At 46.2% G+C, this 21338-nt stretch carries 19 protein-coding genes; 3 read left to right on the forward strand and 16 right to left on the reverse strand.

Features of this window, described 5'->3' with window-relative positions:
- Positions 1–4 precede the first annotated feature (4 nt).
- From NYE48_RS24395 to NYE48_RS24420, 6 genes are all read right to left on the reverse strand, one after another.
- A complete protein-coding gene (locus tag NYE48_RS24395) occupies positions 5–919 on the reverse strand; it encodes an ABC transporter ATP-binding protein (protein ID WP_341000242.1) in 915 nt (304 codons plus the stop codon).
- A complete protein-coding gene (locus tag NYE48_RS24400; protein ID WP_036708802.1) occupies positions 919–1329 on the reverse strand; it encodes a GntR family transcriptional regulator in 411 nt (136 codons plus the stop codon). The genes NYE48_RS24395 and NYE48_RS24400 overlap by 1 nt, the downstream gene beginning before the upstream one ends.
- Positions 1330–1424: 95 nt before the next feature.
- Entirely contained in the window at positions 1425–2144 is a 720-nt protein-coding gene (locus NYE48_RS24405) for a hypothetical protein (protein ID WP_341000243.1), read from the reverse strand.
- A 257-nt stretch (positions 2145–2401) separates the two neighbouring features.
- Complete coding sequence (gene ltrA, locus NYE48_RS24410; RefSeq protein WP_340996795.1) at positions 2402–3793, reverse strand: group II intron reverse transcriptase/maturase; 1392 nt, start codon at positions 3791–3793, stop codon at positions 2402–2404.
- A gap of 557 nt (positions 3794–4350) precedes the next feature.
- Positions 4351–5709, reverse strand: coding sequence for an erythromycin esterase family protein (locus tag NYE48_RS24415; RefSeq protein WP_341000244.1), 1359 nt, complete (start codon positions 5707–5709; stop codon positions 4351–4353).
- A 140-nt stretch (positions 5710–5849) separates the two neighbouring features.
- Complete coding sequence (locus NYE48_RS24420) at positions 5850–6869, reverse strand: aldo/keto reductase (RefSeq protein WP_341000245.1); 1020 nt, start codon at positions 6867–6869, stop codon at positions 5850–5852.
- A 115-nt stretch (positions 6870–6984) separates the two neighbouring features.
- On the opposite strand from NYE48_RS24420, the gene sigZ reads away from it, so the two are divergent.
- Both sigZ and NYE48_RS24430 read left to right on the forward strand, forming a co-directional pair.
- Positions 6985–7620 (forward strand): RNA polymerase sigma factor SigZ, encoded by a 636-nt coding sequence (gene sigZ / locus NYE48_RS24425; protein ID WP_341000246.1) that lies wholly within the window; start codon positions 6985–6987, stop codon positions 7618–7620.
- Between the two features lie 144 nt (positions 7621–7764).
- A complete protein-coding gene (locus NYE48_RS24430) occupies positions 7765–9750 on the forward strand; it encodes a copper amine oxidase N-terminal domain-containing protein (RefSeq protein ID WP_341000247.1) in 1986 nt (661 codons plus the stop codon).
- A 264-nt stretch (positions 9751–10014) separates the two neighbouring features.
- Here the strand turns inward: NYE48_RS24430 and NYE48_RS24435 are convergent, their stop codons facing one another.
- The 9 genes from NYE48_RS24435 to NYE48_RS24475 form a co-directional block, all read right to left on the reverse strand.
- On the reverse strand, positions 10015–10848 hold the full coding sequence (locus NYE48_RS24435; RefSeq protein ID WP_341000248.1) for a class I SAM-dependent methyltransferase: 834 nt from the start codon (positions 10846–10848) through the stop codon (positions 10015–10017).
- Positions 10849–10974: 126 nt separating this feature from the next.
- Entirely contained in the window at positions 10975–11112 is a 138-nt protein-coding gene (locus NYE48_RS24440; RefSeq protein ID WP_341000249.1) for a class III lanthipeptide, read from the reverse strand.
- 34 nt (positions 11113–11146) lie between these two features.
- Positions 11147–11284, reverse strand: a complete 138-nt coding sequence (locus NYE48_RS24445) for a class III lanthipeptide (RefSeq protein ID WP_341000250.1) — start codon at positions 11282–11284, stop codon at positions 11147–11149.
- 99 nt (positions 11285–11383) lie between these two features.
- Entirely contained in the window at positions 11384–14002 is a 2619-nt protein-coding gene (gene lanKC / locus NYE48_RS24450; RefSeq protein WP_341000252.1) for a class III lanthionine synthetase LanKC, read from the reverse strand.
- A gap of 136 nt (positions 14003–14138) precedes the next feature.
- Positions 14139–14792 (reverse strand): ABC-2 transporter permease, encoded by a 654-nt coding sequence (locus NYE48_RS24455; protein WP_341000253.1) that lies wholly within the window; start codon positions 14790–14792, stop codon positions 14139–14141.
- Positions 14793–15644, reverse strand: a complete 852-nt coding sequence (locus tag NYE48_RS24460) for an ABC transporter ATP-binding protein (protein ID WP_341000254.1) — start codon at positions 15642–15644, stop codon at positions 14793–14795.
- A 537-nt stretch (positions 15645–16181) separates the two neighbouring features.
- Entirely contained in the window at positions 16182–17465 is a 1284-nt protein-coding gene (yfmH, locus tag NYE48_RS24465) for an EF-P 5-aminopentanol modification-associated protein YfmH (protein ID WP_341000256.1), read from the reverse strand.
- Positions 17453–18745 (reverse strand): EF-P 5-aminopentanol modification-associated protein YfmF, encoded by a 1293-nt coding sequence (gene yfmF / locus NYE48_RS24470; RefSeq protein ID WP_341000257.1) that lies wholly within the window; start codon positions 18743–18745, stop codon positions 17453–17455. Before yfmF ends, yfmH begins: the two co-directional genes overlap by 13 nt.
- Positions 18746–19052: 307 nt before the next feature.
- A complete protein-coding gene (locus NYE48_RS24475; protein ID WP_341000258.1) occupies positions 19053–19214 on the reverse strand; it encodes a hypothetical protein in 162 nt (53 codons plus the stop codon).
- A gap of 284 nt (positions 19215–19498) precedes the next feature.
- Here NYE48_RS24475 and NYE48_RS24480 point away from each other — a divergent pair, with 284 nt between their 5' ends.
- Complete coding sequence (locus tag NYE48_RS24480) at positions 19499–20635, forward strand: tyrosine-protein phosphatase (RefSeq protein WP_341000259.1); 1137 nt, start codon at positions 19499–19501, stop codon at positions 20633–20635.
- 96 nt (positions 20636–20731) lie between these two features.
- On the opposite strand, the gene NYE48_RS24485 is transcribed toward NYE48_RS24480, so the two are convergent.
- Positions 20732–21316: a LysE family transporter gene (locus tag NYE48_RS24485; protein WP_341000260.1), complete on the reverse strand. Its 585-nt coding sequence runs from the start codon at positions 21314–21316 to the stop codon at positions 20732–20734.
- Between the last annotated feature and the right edge of the window lie 22 nt (positions 21317–21338).

Raw genomic sequence — 21338 nt, forward strand, 5'->3', positions numbered from 1 at the left:
GCGTTTAATCTCCTTTCCCTGACTGCATTCCTGCAGGCAGATGGCCTTTTAGCCACAGGCTTAATATTTCATCCAACTCAAGCGTCCTCGTCTTTAACACCGAAATGCCCGAGTCGTGCAAAATCCGTTCCGCTTGCAAACACTCCGTCGTAATCATGCGCACCACGCCATGGAATTCCTGCTGAACCTGAATGATGCCGGGCAAATCCTCGGCCAGGTCCATGCCGCCGCTGATCCAAAGCTCTTTCCAATTGTCCATCAGGCCGTCCTTTTCCGCCATGCCGTGGAGCTTGCCGTGATGCAGGAGCACGACGTAATCGGCCAGCCTTTTCACTTCCTCGACGATATGGGTCGAAAGCAAAATGGTTGCCTCCCCGGATTCCATGTACTCGCGAAGCTCGTCGATCATCAGCTTCCAAGCGAACGGATCGAGCCCCGAGGAAGGTTCGTCGAGCAGCAGCAGCTTTGGCCGATGCGCCAGCGCGGCGGAAATTTCGTATTTGCGCCGCTCTCCCTTGGACATTTTTTTCAACTTGATGTTTCTGGGGACCTTGAATTTTCCGAGCAGCTCCTCAAAATACGCCTGGTCCCACTCCGGATACCATTCCGCCCGGAACTCGGCCGCTTCCTCCGCGGTCAAATTGTCCTCTTCGACGCTGGACTTTTCCGACACGAACCCGATTTGGCGCCGCACCTGCTGCGGAATCTCGTGGGGATAACTTTCGCCGAACCAGGCAATGTCGCCCCGGTCGGGAAAGACGATTTTCAAAATCATATGGATGAGCGTGCTTTTGCCCGAACCGTTTTCCCCGATCAATCCGATGACGTATCCTTTAGGCAGTTTCAGGTTGATGGGGCCGATCAGCTTTTGCCGCATTTTTTTCTCGACGCCCTTCATTTCGATGGCCGTTTGCTCCATTACGACTCACCTTCCTTCTCCTCCGGATGATATTTTTTATGCAAAATGGCCAGAAACAGCCGCTTCAGCTCTTCCTCTTCGTATTTCACGGACATGCCGACATCCACCGCCGAACGCAGCGCTTCCTCTACCGCTTCGCGCCGGAAGGTCTCCCGTTCCGTATCGCCGACCTTGGCGACAAACGTTCCGGTGCCCTGCTTCGTTCGCAGCAGCCCTTCGCTTTCCAGGTCCTGATACACCCGGCGGACGGTAATGACGCTGCAGTTCAAACCTCCAGCAAATTCCCTGATGGACGGCAATAGAGTCCCCTCCTTGATTTGCCCGCTGATGATCAGCGACCTTAACTGGGATTCGATCTGATGATAAAGCGGTTCAGCGCTATTTTCATTCAGTTGTATTGGAATCCACACCTTTCGCACCTCACCTCTTGCTTTCCCGGTCAGTACGCCGCTTTCGGCTATTCTGCCAGAGGTCAGCCTTTAATCCAATCCTTATTCCGGTCGGGTTACACCAAGTCTCTGCTTCTCAGTTTAAGCCGGGTTAACCTCGTAAACACCGTCAAACTCGCGGCCGCTGCCGCAAGCATGCCCCACATCAGAGGGGAAAGCAGCTTCCACCGGGCCCCCGCCTCGATCGAATATAGCAGCATGTTCCCGCCGCATATTTTAATGACGACCGTCGCCGCAATCGCTCCACCAAACAGGATCAGCGTCGATCTGAAATACGCTTTGCCGTGGTTGGCTAATTCAAAATACATATAAGGTCCCGAAATCGCCAGCCCATAACCGATCCATGTCAGCGCAAAAGCCGCATAACCGGCCAACGACATGCCGCTTCGCATCGGTTCGGCGGTCCAGAACATGATCCCGAAAAATACGATGCCATTGATGCTAAAAGCGATAAACATCTGCAGCAGGCGATAGCTGATAATGACATGATCCGATATCGGCAGCGCCCGGAAATACGCCAGCATTTGCGTATACGAATCCTCGCTCAAATATTTGAAGGATCTTCGGCTGAAATAAAAACCCAGCATCGGAATGAGCAGCAAAAACATCCCGTCGGTGACCGGGCTTACGTATTCCGGCGCTTCCATCTGCCCCCGAACGGCCATCCCGATCATCACCGCCATATATACCGCATAAACAACGGTCCAAACCAGATATCTTTTCTCGCATCTCAGGTCCTTTTGCATGATGAACCAAGCTTTTCTCGCGTTTTCCAAAACGGCTCTCCCCCGCTCCCGTCAAGACTTATCCGTCAGGTTAAAATTGTTCCATTTTCTCAGGTGTGCATATGCCACGTTTACTGTGCTCACTGTATATATCTTTATACACAGTATACAGGGTGAAGCACACTCATGCAATAGCCGTATCGCTAAAAGTTTGGAAAAATTTATGGAAATCGAGTAGAAGGGGGCGGCAAACCCCCGTCCTCTCACACCACCGTACATGCGGGTCCGCATACGGCGGTTCCAAAAGGTTAACGAAGTTCCAAGTAACGAGAAAGCAAACTTTTCAGCCCTTTCGCTTCCCAATAGGTTGTCGGAAGGGCGTTATTTATGTTTCGGGACATTTCCCAAGCTCCTTTGCGGGAGTTGGCCATCATAAAAGCGGCCCATTCTGGCACGCCCAGGGCGCGGAGTTCTCGAATACGTGTACGCACTCGCTTCCATTGTTTCCATAAGCACATGCGCAGTCTTCTTCGAATCCATTTGTCGAATCTCTCGCAGTGGCCCTTGGCAGAAGCTATCCGGAAGTATCCAATCCATCCCATGAGGTAGCGGTTCAATTTTAAAATTCGCTCTTCCATCGATATGGACCGGGAACGATTCGTTAGCTCCCGGACTTTCTCCTTCAATCGGGAGATCGTCTTAGGGGACAGACGAATCGTCGCCTGTCTATTCCTCAGAAAGCTAAAACCAAGAAATCTCCGATTCCACGGCCTGTCTACGGCACTTTTGTCCCGATTCACCTTCAGTTTCAACTTTCCTTCTACATAGTGAGTTATCGATCTCATGACACGTTCACCTGCCCGTTTGCTTGCGACAAAGATATTGCAGTCGTCCGCATAGCGGACGAAACACAAGCCTCGCTTGGTGAGTTCTTTATCCAGATCATCCAGCAGAATGTTTGCCAGCAGCGGGCTCAGCGGACCGCCTTGGGGGGTTCCTTCCTCTGTCTTTTGGCAAACTCCGTTTTCCATCGCTCCGGCACTCAGGTAGGCTCGGATCAGCTTCAGTACTCGCTTGTCCTTCACCTTCCGCGCCACCCTTGCCATGAGCATGTCGTGATTCACTTGGTCAAAGAACTTCTCCAGGTCCAGATCTACGACCCATCTTCGGCCGCTTTGGATGTACCGCTGCGCTTGCTTCACCGCGTCATGCGCCCGCTTTCCGGGTCTGAAGCCGTAGCTGTACCACGAGAAGTCTGCGTCGAATATCGGATTCATCACTTGCAGAAGCGCTTGCTGGAGGAAACGGTCCATCACGGTCGGGATGCCCAGCAGCCGTACGCCGCCTCCGGGTTTGGGGATTTCCACCCGTTTGACTGGCGCCGGCCGGTAGGTTCCCGCCAGAAGTTCGGCTTTCACCGTTTCCCAGTGGGTTTTCAGGTAAGCTTGTAGCTCGGCTACCGTTACGCCGTCCACACCAGGAGCTCCCCCGTTTTGAACCACTCGTTTGTAGGCGAGCCGAAGGTTATTTCCTTCGAGCATCTTCTCCAGCAAGTCGTTTTGATCTCCGCGAGGGGAAGGGGCGACTTGTGCCGGTGAAGAGCTCGGCGCTCCAACATACCCTTGCGGCTTCACCGCTCCTCTTTGTCGGCAGCTCCCTTGCGGGATATTCGGCTTTCTTTGCTCCTCACTCGAACGCATCGGTTTCCTCTCTCCTTTCGGTTCGGTCCTTCCGCTTTCCGGCGTCCCGTACTCACGTACTATGACCTCTGCTGACTCCTGCGGGTTCAGCGCAACCTCTCGGTTACGGTTACGAAGTGACTTCGCATTTTTTTTCCTCCCGCAGGCCTCCCCAGATAAGAACGTCATCTTTCCGCCCGCGACCACTGGAGTTTACAGAAATAGCTCTTGGCGGCTTGGGATTTCGCTGTGTTCGGGCAGCTCATCCGGCTATCCCTGCCTCAAATCCAGTTCGTGTACCTTGGCCCGTGCTTTTGCCTCCGGCTTCCTTCAGATTCTGCCTCGCGGCAGACACCCTTGCCCTTGGCTAACGGTAGGCGCTCGCCAGCCCCCGTTCGGGACTTTCACCCTAGAGATGACGCCCATGCTGGGCGTACAGAAAAACCAGTCCCCCATCCGTTCGGAATGGAGACTGGTTTTTGCTGTTCCTCTCGGCGAAGCATCCTGCTCTGCCCTTTTCGGGCGTTTGTCCGATGCATAAGCATTCTTCTCGCACCTTGATTCCGGCATCGATCGGATTAATATTTCGTCGTCGGTTCCTTGACTTTATCGAAGACGATAATGCCGTCGTATTGCTCCTTCGGCACAAACCTCATCGCCATCGGTTCGATGATCTCGGATGTCATGCCGTCCTCCGCGGCATAGATGGGCTTGAACATCCAGGCATTGTTTTTGTTCGGCGTTTGGTGCTTGGATAGGTCGGCGAAGGCGATCTTATACCCGCTTCCCATCATCAGCTGCTCCAAACTTCCCTTCGGCATCGGCTTGATCTGGAAAATTTGCTGCGTCGTAATCGTGCTGGCCCTGCCGCTGTTCATGTACAGGCCGATGACGTATTCCTTGTCCTTCAGCTTTTTGTGAAGCAGCTCTCCCATGCTCGTAAAGCTGTTGATCCATTTCCCCTGCTCTTTGACGCTCATTTTCGACGTGTTTTTCGCAAGATGGTCGTTATGCGCCCACAAAATCACTTTTTTCCCGGGGTACATCACTTTCGTTAACCACTCGACGTTGTCCGCCATGATCCGGTCCCTGAATTCGTAGCTTTCTTTCGTGTCGTACAATCCCATTTCGATGAACTTGATGCGGTCTTCCAGCGTTTTGACGGCGACGTCGACGATTCGCGGATTTTCCGGATAGGCGGCCGCAAGCTGTTTTTTGTTCTCTTTGATGAACTGGATCAATGCCTTGTATTGGGGTTCGTACTGATCTTTTACCTTTTGGATTTCCTGCTTGGCCTTTGGGGTGTTGCCGTTATCGAGGCCATATTCGTTTATGACTTTATAATAATCGGTCATCGCCTGCAGCTCGAATTGGAAATAATCCCGGCCCCGCTGCGGATCCACCTCGGCAATCCACTCCGCGATCCACTGCGTCAAATAGGCGGACGTGAACTGCATGTCGTAACCGGCAAGGTACAGCGGTTTGCCCTTGCTGCGCTGCTGTTTGATGTAATCGAACAACGCCAGCGTTTCTTTGGAATGCCAGACCGGAAAAATCGAGCGCTCCATCATTTCTTTGGACGAAAGCGTCCCTGCGTTTTCATAGGTCATAAAAGAATCGCCTAACCCCGACTCGAAGGCAATGACGTCAAAACCGAGCTCTTCGTGCAAATATTTGATCAGCCTCGTTTTCATGCTGCTGTATTCCGCGACCCGGTGAAAGTTCTCGCCCAGGCTGACGACGGTTTTATCCTTTAATATCGGCTTTAGAAAAGCCAGATCTTTATAGTCCTCCGAAGTCAGGGATTTGATCTCCCGAATGTTCGCCTTCGTTCCCGCACCATGGCCAGCCGCCGCGGACGCGCCAACCGGCGAAAGCGCCACGGCAATGGCCAGCCCCGCTGCGACCATGCCCGTCAATCGCTTGAATGTTTTCATTGTTTTTCCTCCTTATCGATTGGTTTTCACTCCCTCATCGTAACGGGCGCTTCTAAAGAATTTATAAAGGCGGGTGGTGCGGGCGCTATATTTTCAAACAAAAGTTACGGGAACGGTCACATTGAAAAAAATCTTATTCTTCATGGATGCTTCCGGGTAATCGATTCATCCTCCTGCAGAAACGGCCAAGTCAAATACTCGGCAGGCAGCTTGCTGACCTCGTCGAGGCGGGCCAATTCGTCCTGCGTCAACTCGATGTCGCTGGCCGCAAGATTGTCTTGAAGCTGATCCGGCCGCTTCGCGCCGACGATGACGCTGGTCACCGCAGGCTGATGGAGCACCCAGGCCAAAGCGATCCGGGCAACGGTGGATTCCCGCTCTTTCGCAATTTCCTCCAGCACGTCGATGATGCGATAGGATTTGTCCAGGTCAACCGGCGGAAACATCATTTTGGTATGCCGATCGTCCCCGCCCCCCTGGCGGCTGCGGGAGTATTTGCCCGACAGGAATCCGCCCGCCAGCGGACTCCAGACCAATAGCCCCATGTTCTGATCCTTCAGGACGGGAATGATTTCCCTTTCGATCTCCCGGCCGGCCAGCGAGTAGTACAATTGGCTGCTCTTGAATTCATGAAGGCCAAGCTGCCGGGAAATGCCGCGCGTTTTCATCGTTTCCCACCCCGTCATATTGGAAGCGCCGATGTAGCGCACTTTGCCGCTGCGCACCAAATCGTCCAAGGCCCGCAGCGTATCCTCCCAATCGGTCAACTGGTCCGGATTGTGGATTTGGTACAGGTCGATATAATCGGTCCCGAGGCGTTTCAGGCTCTCCTCCACTTGGCGCATGATATGAAGGCGGGATAGGCCGATATCGTTCGGGCCGCTTCCCGTACGTCCCCTCACCTTGGTGGCGATAATCACGTCCTGACGTTTTTTGCCGAGCGCTTTGCCGAGGATCTCTTCGGATCGACCGCCGGCATAAATATTCGACGTATCAAAAAAATTGACGCCCGCTTCCAGCGCCTGCCCGACGAGCACGGAAGCCTCCTTTTCGCCGAGCGAGCCGAAGACGCCCCATTGCTCCCCGCCGCCGAATGTCATGGCCCCCAGCCCGATCTCCGAAACCAGCACGCCCGTATTTCCAAGCAAGTTATATTTCATCTTTATTCCCTCCAAAATTTGTTTTATATTGATGGAGACGGAGGCCAAAATCAAAAGACGCAAAAAATAAGCGATTCATACAAAAAAATTTCCCGATGGATAAAGGGGTGAACATATGACCAATCGCATGGAAACCAAAAGCCCGGCCGGCACGGCAGAATCAATCACGCCGGAACTGCTGTGGGAACAATATCACGGCCCGATTTCCGGCTACGTCAAACAGAAAACGAATCGCCATCCGGATGCTGAAGATATTGTGCAAACGGTGTTTATGAAAGCCTATCGCCATTTGCCGCAGCTTCAGGACGAAACCAAACTCCGGGCTTGGCTGTTTCAGATTGCGCGCAACGCGATCGCGGACCATTTCCGCAAGGAAAAGCCGACCGACGAATTGCCTGACCATATGCCCGGTCCAGAGCTGTCAGCGACCGAGGATTATTCGGAAGAAGCCATTGCCGGCATGAAGGGCGTATTTTGTTATTTGCCCGATAAATACCGGGAAGCCGTGGAGTTATCCGAACTGAAGGGAGTGTCCCAAAAGGAGCTTAGCGAGCGCCTCGGCCTTTCTTATTCGGGCGCCAAATCCAGAGTCCAACGCGGCAGGGACATGGTCCGGGAATTGATGAACAGTTGCTGCGAGATCCAAACCGACCGTTACGGCAATATCATCGACTATCGCGTCATCCTCCCCCAGCCCGTCGTTTCGGGACGGGTTCGAAAACATCCGGGCCGTTGCTGCCGGCCGTCATGAACAAACCAGACTCGAGGTTATGCCAAAATACGCCGTAAAACGGCGTATTTTTTTTGCGTCCACTTTGGAGGATAAATTTCCCATGGTGTCGAATGGAATAAGGATTTGTAAAACAAAATCGAACACAAAAGAGGGGTTATGAACTTGAACTGGAAAAAGTCATTATTGGTCATGGCTTTAGGCGCCTTCGCGCTCGGCTTAAGCCCGGCCTTCGGTGCCCATGAAGCCTCTGCCGCCGGCGAAGAACAGCTTCAAATCAAAGACATCGCGGGAAAAAACACGTATTTGATGAGCGACGGTTCCATGTGGACGACCGTCATGCAGATTGAAGGAACGCGTGTCCTCCATACCAAAGGAAACATTGAGACCATTTCCGGGGATCTATACGACGGACTGGGAATCACGAAGGACGGGCGCCTGGTGGAATGGGACACGGGGTTGGCCCCCCATCCGGTGGAAGGCGCGGCGGGAGTCAAGCAGGTATCCGGCTCCTACTGGCTGAAGTCGGACGGAACGGTTTGGATCGGCAACAAGAAGCTGAAAAACCTCAGCGGCATCGTGCAAATCGCTTATGGGGAAAAAGATTTCGCGGCGCTGGCCCAGAACGGGGACCTATTATTCGAAGATTCGCGCAAGCAGGATACTTACAAAAAATTCGGTACCGTCGCCGATCCTTCCTCGGTCAAGTCCATGGCGGTGCACGACGACCGCGTCGCCCTGCTGTTCAACAGCGGCGAAGTCGTCCTGTACGAAGGCTCGAATTTTGACGACAATGGAAAAATCATCCCGGTCACCGTTGCGCAGGATGCGGTCCACATCACGTATGTATCTGCCGATCCCACCGACGTGCTTATCGTCACCCGGAAAGACGGATCCGTTTGGTTGACGGGTGAATACTCCAACCGCTGGAAACTTACGCATCAGGTTCAAGGCTTGAGCAATGTCGTAAAAACCGCGGTGGACGCCTATGCGGACAAGCTTTCCGAGGGCATTTACGCCCAACGCAGCGACGGAACATGGGTGTTCAGCAAGGATGATGAAATCAAACCGATCGATGTGCCGACGGTCAAGGCGGTCTCCGTCTCGCTTTCCGACCAGGAGCCTTTCGTCGGCGATGCCGTCGAAGTCCATATCCAGGAAACGTATACGAACGGAGCCAAAATCAAAGTCCCGGTGAGCGAAGCCAATCTCGAGTTGGACAAGCCGTACCTGCTCAAGCAGCAGGCCGACGGCAAGTTCAAAACGGCGGGCGTGGGCCAAACGAAACTGACGGTGACTTCCGGCGGCGTGTCCGCGAGCGTGACCGTATCCACCAGTCTCCGCGATTCGTTGAAATACGCCAAACAGGTGAACGGCACCGTCTTCCTTCCGGTAAAGACCGTATCCAAAGCCTTGGGCGGAACCGCAACCCCTTCGGGCGACGGATGGAACGTGGCGTTCGGGGATGCTTCCCTGTCGTTCAAAGCCGGCAGTTTAGCAGCGCAATTCGGAGGCAAGGACGTCCAGCTTAAAGCCGCTCCGTTTACCGAAAAAGGAGAAACGTACATCCCCGCTTCCTTGTTGGCCGACACGCTGGGAGCGAAGGTAAGCTGGGACTCGAAGTGGAAACAGGCGGACATCAGCTTCGGCAGCGCCAAAATGACCGTCGTTTCAACGGAAACCGCGGGCCTGATCAAAAAAGCGATGCAGGGCAGCTTGGCCAAATTCATCGGAAAATCCTACTGGGTGAACGACTTCGAAGGCTGGGAGCGATTCTCGAAGGTGACCGTCGCCGACGTTCTTCCTACCGATACCGGAAGCTTCGTCATCGTCTTCAAAACGCCTGCGGGAAAAACGCTCAAAAGCTATTCCATGAGTTCCTCCGAAGTCATCAAGACGTTGACCGATTCCAGTTACTTTTTGAACTACGATCCGTACAAAAAATATAAATGGTCCGCCTCCACCTGGAAGCAGATCAAAGCAGGAAACGTGGCGCTGGGCATGACCAAGGAGCAAGTTCTCCTTTCGTGGGGAGCGCCGATCGCCAAAGATATCCAAAAGGTACAAGGGAGCACCATTGAAACCTGGGGTTATGCAAGCTACGATTTCGTTTCCTTCCTGAACGGCAAGGTAACCCTGATCATTATGTAATCCCAGACTTGGCTGCAAAACCTGAATGCCTATGCACGAATAACCTCCAGGCTTTTTGTCTGGAGGTTTTTTCGCTTGAATGGAATGAGGAGTGATCAATAATCTATATATACCCATGTAATACATACTGCTTCAGGATTCAGTGTCAGCCATAAGGGGTGAATTATTCAACTATTATGGTTAACACCGAATCCTAATGGAGCTGAAGTCCAATTTGTAACTTGATCTGGTTCTCATTATTTGTTAAACCGTTTTTGCTTATCTTTATTTTTTCTTTAAAACAGCGGCAAAGGACTCGCTGCCCGGTACATAATCTCCACCGTTGACATCTGCATATACTTCTTCGAGAATAAATCCAGCATCATTTACTTCTTTTTCCAAACTTTCAACGGTGTAATGTTGATTCCAATAATTATAATTTATGATCTTACCATCGCCGAAAACCAAAACATTTTTTGCCAAAGTAACGTTATCCGGGTATTTAAGCGAGGCGTATAATGTTAAATGCTTCCTATCCGACAATGGGTTATCTTTTCTGGATAGGCCCCACATCAAATTTTGTTGAAATTTTTCATAGCTAGTCTCTGATAACACATCTAATAGAACAAATCCCCCGGTTTTTAAACTACGGTGGACTTTGCTAAGTATTTTTTTTCTATTCTCTGGACTAAATACACCATAAATCTGGTAAATTAGTAAAGCTAAATCAAACTCATTTTCAAACTCAATGTGCATCATATCTTCATTCCTGTAATCAATTGATAAATCCTTTTTTCTCGCTTCATTAATAGCGTATTCAATGGATGTTTTATTAAAATCAATACCAACAACGTTGTATCCCTTCATGGCTAAGTACTGAGAATAAAGCCCTGGACCACAACCTAAGTCGATAACTTTTTTATACTTCTCTACTGGTGCAATTTTATTTATAAAATCAATAGTTTCATCAATAAAACGGCTCTCCCTGCTACCCCCAGGTATATTTTCATCAAAATGAGCTTTCAGAACAAAATCGGCTAGATCTGGATCAAGCCAAATTTCTTGCGTTCCTTCTTCAAATGGTTCGGGATTTTTTGCAATTTCTAACAACTTTTCCATTTTCATTACCCCTCAATTGAATTTTGATATATTTATGGGTACACTAGAATAATGGAGTTGCTTAGCTGATAATCAGCTAAGCAACCGAAGAGCATTGATTTGTACCGACAATTTTTACAAATTAAATTAGCAATGATTGCTTACTGAAGAGATGAAACTGCTGGTTGTTGTTACAGTCCATGTTGTTGTAATCGTTGCATCTGCTGCTTGGCCTTTACCATCAGCGTCATGCGCCAATTTTTGCAATTCCAATACCGCGTTCATTTTTTCACCTCCTTTACTGATTAAGGACATTCATTTAGCAGTGATTGCTTACTGAAGAGATGAAGCCGGTGGTTGTTGTTACAGTCCATGTTGTTGTAATCGTTGCATCTGCTGCTTGGCCTTTACCATCTGCATCATGCGCCAATTTTTGCAATTCCAATACCGCGTTCATTTTTTCACCCCCTTTACATAATTAAGAGCATGCCGTCGGCAAACGATGGCTTACTGAAGAGATTATTGTTGAGTTATACCTGCCGCTGAGGTCAGCATATTAAATTTGTTCAGTAGTTACTGGTAGATCCTTGGCTTTTGTTCTTGTTAGAAATTCGTCTGAATTTACTAGTGGCAGCCAATAGAGCGGATGATTGTTGATTACCCCCATCAATGCCAGAATTATTCCTGAACTTCCTGAATAAACATCATCGGCTAATCGATAAGAAAATTGTCCTGGATATACATAATAACCATTTTTCTTTATTAAAAAGATGTGAAGCAAATTCAATACGTCACTAAGAATTTCTTCACGCTTTTCTTCCTGCTCAACCATCGAAGGAAGTAAAAGGAAGCTGCCGGCGCCATCAAATAAACCTCCACTAATGGTGGAACACATCTTTGATAAATTTAATATCGCATCCATCTCTTCCCTGTAAAGATCTTGTCCGCTAACATGGTTTAAAAACCAAATGGAGACAGCAATTCCGATAGATCCTCCGGACAGGTACGGCAATAGGCGATTTCTGTCATCCAATGTTTGTATTACGCCGGTGATATCGTCTTTTTTTGTCTTTTCTAAATCTTGATTTAGTAGCAGTTTGGCCTTTTCTAGATACTGTTCATTACTGGTAGCTGAATAAAGTGCCGAATAAAACAGGGATACGCCGGATAATCCATCAATTGCACCTATCTCAACCGCCATCCAGTCATTGGCTCTTAACGACTCATCCTTAACTCTATTCAATTCAATTAACTCTTCTAGTTTCTTTGCAAACCGCAAGTATGCTTCATTGTTTGTCTCAAGGTACAAACTAATAACGAATAATCCTATTCCTGAAAGACCCGAGCGTAATGAAACATTAGTTTCGTTAATATTTCCCATTAAAGTCGTCATTTCATTGAAGACAATTTCCTTGTAGCCGTTTTCATAAAGCAAAGCCATTATTCCTGTTTTCCCAGTTAATAACCCATTGTCATCCATGCGAGTGAATTGATCTAATAAATAATTTTGAATCCATTCATTTACTTCTGAAATACCAGAATTATTTTTAGTAAGTGTAAAAGCTGCACCGCTTCCACCCGTTAAAAAGTTGAATCCCCCTCCACTCATCTCAAACTGACGAATGTCGCCGTTAATAAACCTTTCATCCTTCGTTAAATGATTCTCAACGCCTTTTATTAACTTATTCATGATGGAAGCCAAGTTAAAGTCACTTGTCTGATCGCCAAGGTTAATTGCTTTAGGAATATACTCTTGGTAAGCATTGATTCGCTTATCGCATTTTTCTTGTAAATCTACAATAAAATCGTAAAATGAGTCTTCATAATTTTCTTTTATCCATTTAAGGTGGTTGTATTGCAAATACCCTTCTAAATCTTCCGAAGACAAGACTGGAAGCGCCAAATACCTTACCAATCTCTTCAGTCCAAACCAATCTCTTGCAGCAGCAACCTTCATTTCCTGCGAAACAAATCCAATTGTGGCCATATTAGGTTTGTCTTCGGAGTTTACGGGCATGGCAGTTTCAAAGTCTATCATCCTAACGGTTAAGTCTTCCGTTACCATTACATTTGCCGGTTGCAAGTCACCCATAGCTACACCCTGATGATGGATTTTATCTACGAGAGCAAAAAGCTGGAGCAGAATCTTTTTAACGTTTCTAGCATGATTGCTCATACTGTCACGGCCTCTAAAGAATGGAAAATCTTGAGCAAGCCATTGCCTTATGTCTCGCCCTTCAATGAATTCCTCTACTAAAAAATAATGTTCCCACTCTTGGAAATACTCGATTAAATTAACAACCCCCGGCACATCTTTTAGTTTTTTTAAAGCCTCATATTCCTTTGTTTGCCTTGTTAAGGCGTCTTGAGCTGCCCCGTCTAAACCAGCATTTGGCCTTGCTTCCTTAATGATTACTTTCAAGTTATCTTTCTTTCGAGTTGCGAGGTATACCCCGCCGGCATTACTATAGCTAATTGCAGATTCAATCTGGTACCGACCTAAATGGCCTCCCCCTTTATCTTCCAAGTCACCGGAATTATTAATCGTATTAAGATAATCGTCGAACTCTTTCACAAAGTCAGGAACCTGGTAAAAGGGAGTTCTCTGATCCTTAATTAAATTCCCTTTCTCGTCCCTAATGCAATGCTCGCCAAGTTCATTATAGATACGTCTAAATCCTCCATATCTATAAAATACATTGCTATTTTTCCATCGTTTATCACTAAGAATATACGGTCCTTTTTTAAACCCTTGAGTGATTAAAGAAATAGATTCCAACAATTCAACAAAAACTTCGTTATTCATTGGATATATTGTGATAAATTTCCCGGAAGAGGCGCGATTTGCATTTTTCGAATTTACTTTTATATAACTATGCCGATCCTTAAGATGCTTGAACTCAATCTTCCTGTCTATGCAAAACCGTCCAACCTTATCTAACACACTCTGAGAATCTTCTAATAACGAAGTTACGTGAATTTTCCACCCCTGCTCTGGCAGGATTGAACCCTTAACATGGTATTGCTTCCACACTGAGTCACTTTCTGAAATAACGGAATATGTATCAGGAATTTCATTTAGCTCATATGAATCACCCTCTTCGCCCATCTTCGATTTTCCGTAATATTCCGACTTCGGTTTCAAATACTGATGATAAAGCATGTTACCTTCCATACAAAATCCCTCCATTTATATAGATTGAACTAAGTTTTGCACTGAACTTCCTGTTATTACGCCCTAATATTGGCCTATAACATTTCTAGATATTTAAAAGTTCATCTTTACAACGTTAGGAGTGATTGTGTGTCCACTAAAATTCTTTTCTGAGGTATATAAAGACAGAAATGAAAAAGGAAAGGATGTACATGATAACACCAAATATGATGTATATGATCGGAACGGATAAAGATGGATCAATACTTAAATTTGACAGTGGCGATTGTTCTATCAGATATCCAACCACTCCTTGTAATCCAATAGCAGCAAAAAGTCCCCCAATTGCACCGCCAATGACAATAGCATCCGATTTTTCCGGGCCAATCATATAGAGGAGCGGATAAGCTATCGCACCGGCAAAGAGAACGATGAAAGTCCCAAAAGAGACGATTTTGAATATATCATCCATTGGCGTATCTGAGATCAGACCATATATATAAAAGATGCCATACGATAATAAAGCTCCGATCATTGCCACAAAAAAATAGAAAAGGTAGTGGCTTTGAACAATATTGTTTCTAGTAACCGGCAGAGTAAGCACGTACTTATCATAACCAGACTTGCCTTCATATTTTATAATTTCAAGTGCAGGCATCGCTATAAGCAAGATAATTAACATAGCAACAAAACGGTGCATCGAAGCATCTCCAAAATAAAACATGAGTCCAGACACCAATACCGCTATTCCTGCGTAAGCAAAAAAACTTCGATAAACCAGGTAATAATTTGTCAGTAATAGACCTGTCAATTATTTTTCACTCCTTGTTAATAAGACACTGATTTCCTCCATGGAGATGGTTTTAGCTGGAATTCCTTTTGGCAAGGCCTGTTTATCCGATATAAGTACACTGAAATAAGAACCACTGTTCCTTTTCGCTACAACTATATCCTTGTCGAGCAAGGTTAGTTGTTTCTCATCAATATCTACAATAGCGTAACTTTCAAAAATTTTATCCTTCTCTTCGTTTAATAAAATTTCGCCATCTTTTATAAAGACAACATGGCTGGCTATTTTCTCGACATCGCTCATAATATGGGAAGAAAGCAATATCCCCCCATTACTTGTACTCACAAAATTCTTTAATTCATCTAACAATTCTTCCCTTGATGAAGGATCAAGCCCTCCCGTCGCTTCATCTAAAATTAATAATTTTGCATTATGTGACAACGCAACAGCTACGGACAGCTTCATGGACATCCCGCGCGAGAGTTTATTTACTTTCTGATCAGTCGGTAAAGAGAATGCATGAACCAGCCGATAAAATTGGGCTTGATCCCAAGATTTAAACAGTTTTTCAAAAACTTTGTTCAGTTGCTTTATTGTAAGATGAGCCGGTAAATTCATAGCATCAAATACGACCCCTATTTTTTCCTTTAACTTGGCATGCTTATCTATATTTTCTTCGCCGAATATTTTAACTGTACCGCTATCTTTAGTAATTAATCCTAGTATTGCCTTGAATGTTGTTGATTTACCTGCCCCATTATCACCAATGAAAGCAACAATTGATCCGAACGGCACGTTGAACGTAACTTCTTTTAAAACAACTTTATGACCAAATGATTTTGTAATGTTTTTAATTTCCAGAAGGTGTGGCATCGTTTCACTCCTATTATGAAGTCGTCCTTACATTGGAGAAATTCGAGACGATCGGTTTAAAGCTCCCTCCCTTTAATTTCATTAAAGTCAGGGGCTAGCATTTGGGGTTTTTGTCCATTTATAAACATGATGGTATGGAATCATCGTCGGAAATGTAGGTTTTACAAATTTAAAAAATAACAGAGGACAGGGAATGCAACTGGCTGCAATACTGTAAAAGAAGTAAACATGGCGCTCATGATGGATGATTGGTTTTATGCTTTCTGGTGCGCAGTCTTGATATGTTCATTTCATGAAGGTGGAAGGAGTCCATTCCCCGACGGCTTTTCATCTTTAAAGTAAAGCCAGTCGGAGCCAGAAATATGGCAGTCATGGAAAAACTGAAATATGATGAATTATTAGATTACCGAATCTAAGGTATGTTGGGTTGTGCCTAACCCTGTAACAATTGTACCAAATTTTATTATAATTTGGAAAGTATGTAAAAACATCCATATGGATTCTTTTACCATAAAATGAAATTATAAGTTAGTTGATTCATTCCCCTTTTACAATTAAAGTTGTGCTCGATTCATTGGAAAAATGTAAATGCAGCACTTCTTCAAGATCCTTTTCCGTTAGATTTTCTAGTGTGGGCAGGACATCAAATAAATCCATCCCATTAAAACGATAACGTGTAAATTGGTTAGCAATAAATTGAGGTGAGTTTATGGCGCTTAAGAAGTTACCAATCTCCTTCTTAACGATTCGTTGCGCATCTTCTTTCTGGATTGGTTTACTCTTAAACCTATCAATGGTTTCGCTTACAATTTTCATGACTTCTTCGGGCTTACGACTATCTCCGCCAATGACTGAAAAACCAAAATCCTTTTCATTTGTATAGTCAAAAGTAAATGACTCATCCACATAACCATTATCGTACATCGTTTCGTACGTTTCAGAGCTTTTACCAAACATTAGCTCAAGCAGGACATTTAGGGACAGTTCATATTTAAGCAGCTCTTGACCTTGTCTTACAGGATTCGGTTCTTTATAGCCAATAAAAACTTTAGGCGTCTGGACCGGCAACATGATAACACTTGATCTCTTGCTTACTTCGGCGACTTCGTCAGGGAATATACGGCGAATCTCTTCAGGATCTCGAAATGTTTTTTGCTCTTGATTGTTTCGGATGAGCCCTATTACTTCATCAGGATCAACAGGTCCAACAACAAAATACAACATATTACTAGGGTGATAGAAGGTATTATAGCAAGAGTATAAGTCCTCTTTAGTAATTTGATTAATAGAATGAATCGTTCCTGCTATATCAATTTTTACCGGATGACTCTTATACATATTTTCTAAGATTCCAAATCGAGCACGCCAGTCTGGATTATCGTCATGCATTTTTATTTCCTGTTCAATAATCCCTTTTTCTTTTTCTACCGTTTCGTCCGTAAAATACGGATCTTGAACACAGTCCAGAAGAGTTGTGAGGTTTTGGTTTATGTTCGTTGTCGCTGATAATGTATAGGCCGTACGAGTAAAGCTTGTAAATGCATTAGCAAAAGCTCCTTGCTTTGCGAATGTATGAAAGACATCGCCCGTTTCGCTATCAAACATTTTATGCTCCAAAAAATGCGCAGTTCCATCCGGAACCCGAGTGGGGCATTCTTTCCCTGAAGGCATGAAGTGGTTATCTACTGAACCATATTTTGTTGTGAATGTCGCAAATGTTTTATGAAAGCCTTTTTTGGGAAGCACGAAAACGTCAAGCCCATTAGCGAGCTTTTCATAATAAATTGTTTCCTCTAATGTTTTGTAGATTATTGGCTCCATTCGGTTTGACCCTTTCTATTTAAGAAATAGATTGTATCAAGCTCCCATTGATTGGCGGCACAAATAACGTCGTTTTTTGAAACCGCACCGATTCTTTTCATTTGATCATTTAATTTATGAGATAATCCGCTATCAACCGCTTGAATAGATATATCCATGATTCCTAGAGGGGTATCATGCGATTCCAGCAATAGATTAATCAACATAGCTTTGCCTTGTTCAACCTCGTCCTCAGTAAAGTCGCCTTCTTTCATCGCCTTCTCTTGTTCCCTTATAATTGCGACTGCACGTTCATAATTATCAAAATCGATTCCCGCCATCGTTAGCAATAACCCCTTATTGCTTTCTATTTGTGAATGAGCAAAATAAGCAAGACTCTCCTTTTTCCGTAAATTGGCGAACAATTTGGAAGAAGGGAATCTACCAAAAATCGCATTTGCTACCCTTGTAGCTTCATAGTCTTCATCTTTTATTGTAGAATAAGTCCTATAACCCAAAAGGAGCTTCCCTTGCTTTACGTCCATTTGATCTTGAACAACTTTAACGTTATTTGCACATCTTTTATCTGGAATCATTGCCTTTACGGGGTTGTCGTTATGTCGTTCAGAAAAAACATCCCGTACCATTGATTTAACGTCATTCTCATTAAAGGCACCTACGATGAATAAATCAAACTGATCGTGTTGAAGTAATTTTTCATATACTTGATAAAGAGATGGAGCATGAAGGGAATCGATATCTCCTTCTCTCCCGTATGGAGAATACTGATACGGTTCACCTTTAAACATCTCTTCTATCAAACGGACATGGGCGTAGAGCATTTTGTCATTAAACATCGAAGCTAATCGTTGCTTTAACGATCGCTTCTCTTGTTCAACAATTGAAGCATGAAATACTCCATTTTCAAGCATTGGAGAATAAACAATTTCGTGCAATAAATCAAGAGATGATTTCAATAAAGAGTCAGATTCATTAAGGAATCGATCTGCTGGGATTTCCATTCTAAAAGCAATAATATGGCTCTCTCCCTTTTTTAAGACATATGGGAAAAGAGTTGCTCCATACATTCCATCAAGCTTTTGTTTTATTCGCTTGCGATTCGGGTAGTTCGTTGAACCTCCATTCAGAATATGGGGAATTAACGATCTCGCGGTAATCAAATCCTCTTCAAGCGGTGCTTGCATCATCAACATTATGCTCATCGTTTTAAATTTGTCTGTATTGCATAGGTGAAGACGTAACCCATTTTGGTCACTGGAACTGATATGAGTGTCCTCCATATTTCAATCCCCTTCCTTGGTGCAGCAAACACAATATTGGAATTTTATGTAATTTATTACATAAAATTTGTGATATTTATATAAACTTACAATAACTTAGTTGAGTAGGACAAGTCAATATGGATGAAATTACATAGTAAAGCGAATATCGTTCTTCCTTTTCTGCCGAAGTTCAGGAGGGGCCTATTTAACAATCTGCTGGAAGTCATAAGGTTTTGTGGGGAAACATAAGAGAATGCATACATCAGCTGCATATTCGAGCGAATAGGTTCAGCTCCATTCAGAACAAATGTGTATGGACTGGCTTTCAACCATAAAGCCTTACATATTTCGGATACGCCCGAAGATGGATTTCCTTGGCCCGCTGCTGGGTCGTTTCCTTCACGTCCGGCACGCTCTCCGCTTCGACGTAATCGGCAAGCATGTCAATGACATCATCAAAAAGCTTTGCTCTAAAGTAAAGCTCCATCCGTTCTAAAGTCTCCTCGTCTGCCAGACGTTTGATTTCACCCTTCCATGCCGGCCAATCCTTTCCACGATACAACGGCCACAAAAACACCGAGTAGTCCCTGGCGGCATCCCTCAAGCGGATTATGAAAGACTTGCTTCCAGCCGAAGCGGCATCGAATAAGTGAACGACGAAAAACTTTTACGTTCGGTTTACGCAGGCTTGACGAAGAATAAACATGCATCCCTCATGATAAAAAGGACATCTTGAACTTCATTTAAATAGAGGGAGACATGACTGCAATCATGAAAAAAACCACACTTCTGGGCGCTGCATTCTTTTTGACCGTATCGCCGCTGGGCGCTGCCATGGCCGAGGCCGGTGCGGTTCCCCATAAAAATACGGCGGTTGTCCAGCATCCGGCGAAGCAGGGTGCTTTTACGGGAGCGACCGTCGAGAGAGCAAAAAACGGAGCCCTTACGATTCATTGGAAAACGTCGGCCGACCTTGGCCCGGTCAAAGTGTATTGGAGCACCAAACCCGACGGAGGCTGGAAAGAACTCGCGCGCACCTATGCTTCTTATGGCGGCTTGCATACGGCCGACCCGAATCCGGGAAGCCGGGTATATTTTAAAATCAAGGGCGGCAACGGCTCCGAAATCAAAACCGCTGAACGTCTGCTCCCCCTCCAGGGCGCGACGAACTTCCGTGATCTTGGCGGTTACCGAACGGCGGACGGCAAAACCGTCCAATGGGGCAAGCTGTTCCGTTCGGACGAGCTGGCCGGCTTGACCAAAGCCGACATTACTTTTCTTCAGAAAAGCGGACTGAAAACGATCATCGATTACCGCACCGACGATGAAGTGAAGCAAAAGCCCGATCCCGCCATCCAAGGCGTTGCCTACGTCCGGAATCCGGTTTTTGGGCAATCCGGCAGCGGAACCGATATTTTCGCATATATGGCTGCAGGCGAATTTGACAAAATGGGCAAACCCGGCGACGTGCTGATCGCGGCAAACCGGGACATGGTGGACCACCCTGAAGCTTACGCGAAGCTTTTTGACATGATGCTGGACCCTGACGCAACCGCTTTCGTTCAGCATTGCACCGCCGGCAAAGATCGTACCGGACTCGGCTCGGCGCTCATACTCCTCGCGCTTGGCGTTCCGAAGGAAACGGTCATGCAGGATTTTCTGCTCAGCAACCAATACCGCGCAGCGTACAACAAAGCAGCCGTGGATGCCATGGTGAAACAGTTCCAACTGAAGGACGAAAACGCCATCGGGATCATCCAGGCGCTGATGGACGTTCGCCCGGAATACATGAACGCCGCTTTCGACGAAATGGCCAAAAAATACGGCTCCATCCAAGGCTTCTTGGAAAAGGGAATCGGTCTGAGCGCAGCCGAGCAGGCCAAGCTGAAAAAAATGTATCTCGAATAGGCTGGACTCGTGCCTGAAAGTTAAATCGGCATGAGCGGTTAAAGGACGGTCCTTGCAGCGTTTCGCCGCAGAGGAGCCGTCCTTTTTCTGAGTTTTTTAATATTTAAGAATCGTGTAGGCGCAGTATATCAATAACAGAAACATCAGCAGGTTAAATGGTCTGCTATGCTTCGACAGAAACCTGCTAAAAACGGCCCCGAACAAACTCCAGCTTAATGTCCCCGCAAATCCGATGCAACCGAGAAGAATCGAATACAGCCAAAGGCTGGCGGTTGAACGGCAATACGGAACAATAAATACCGAAACGACCGATAAACCGAACAATATGACTTTGGGGTTGATGAACTGCAGCAGCATGCCTGTAAAAAAACGTTGTTCCCCCTCCCGCTCCCCGACAGCGTTTTCGTCTTTGCTCCGAATGATCTTCAGGGCCAGATATACCATGTACACGGAACCGATGATCGACATCCAATACTCGATTTTAGGAATGACATCCTTCAGCCACAGATCGAAATAACAGCATAACAAAAGGATCGCCCAAAAACCGGTCCCCACGCCGAGACAAAATTTAAAGGTTTTGCGAAAACCATGCTTTTGCGCCAGATACATGGCCATGATGTTATTGGGACCGGGCGTAAAACTCGAAATAAACGCGTACAGCAGCATCGACGATAACAGCATCCCTCTCCCTCCTTTTATTGGA

The sequence above is a fragment of the Paenibacillus sp. FSL M7-1455 genome (assembly GCF_038004655.1).
Lineage (GTDB): Bacteria > Bacillota > Bacilli > Paenibacillales > Paenibacillaceae > Paenibacillus_AQ > Paenibacillus_AQ cookii.

Coding starts and splice junctions, on each gene's coding strand:
- NYE48_RS24395 (WP_341000242.1), bottom strand. CDS start 919: ATGGAGCAAACGGCCATCGAAATGAAGGGCGTCGAGAAAAAAATGCGG.
- ltrA (WP_340996795.1), bottom strand. CDS start 3,793: ATGCGTTCGAGTGAGGAGCAAAGAAAGCCGAATATCCCGCAAGGGAGC.
- NYE48_RS24415 (WP_341000244.1), bottom strand. CDS start 5,709: ATGAAAACATTCAAGCGATTGACGGGCATGGTCGCAGCGGGGCTGGCC.
- NYE48_RS24420 (WP_341000245.1), bottom strand. CDS start 6,869: ATGAAATATAACTTGCTTGGAAATACGGGCGTGCTGGTTTCGGAGATC.
- sigZ (WP_341000246.1), top strand. CDS start 6,985: ATGACCAATCGCATGGAAACCAAAAGCCCGGCCGGCACGGCAGAATCA.
- NYE48_RS24435 (WP_341000248.1), bottom strand. CDS start 10,848: ATGGAAAAGTTGTTAGAAATTGCAAAAAATCCCGAACCATTTGAAGAA.
- NYE48_RS24440 (WP_341000249.1), bottom strand. CDS start 11,112: ATGAACGCGGTATTGGAATTGCAAAAATTGGCGCATGACGCTGATGGT.
- NYE48_RS24445 (WP_341000250.1), bottom strand. CDS start 11,284: ATGAACGCGGTATTGGAATTGCAAAAATTGGCGCATGATGCAGATGGT.
- lanKC (WP_341000252.1), bottom strand. CDS start 14,002: ATGGAAGGTAACATGCTTTATCATCAGTATTTGAAACCGAAGTCGGAA.
- NYE48_RS24460 (WP_341000254.1), bottom strand. CDS start 15,644: ATGCCACACCTTCTGGAAATTAAAAACATTACAAAATCATTTGGTCAT.
- yfmH (WP_341000256.1), bottom strand. CDS start 17,465: ATGGAGCCAATAATCTACAAAACATTAGAGGAAACAATTTATTATGAA.
- yfmF (WP_341000257.1), bottom strand. CDS start 18,745: ATGGAGGACACTCATATCAGTTCCAGTGACCAAAATGGGTTACGTCTT.
- NYE48_RS24475 (WP_341000258.1), bottom strand. CDS start 19,214: ATGGAGCTTTACTTTAGAGCAAAGCTTTTTGATGATGTCATTGACATG.
- NYE48_RS24480 (WP_341000259.1), top strand. CDS start 19,499: ATGAAAAAAACCACACTTCTGGGCGCTGCATTCTTTTTGACCGTATCG.
- NYE48_RS24485 (WP_341000260.1), bottom strand. CDS start 21,316: ATGCTGTTATCGTCGATGCTGCTGTACGCGTTTATTTCGAGTTTTACG.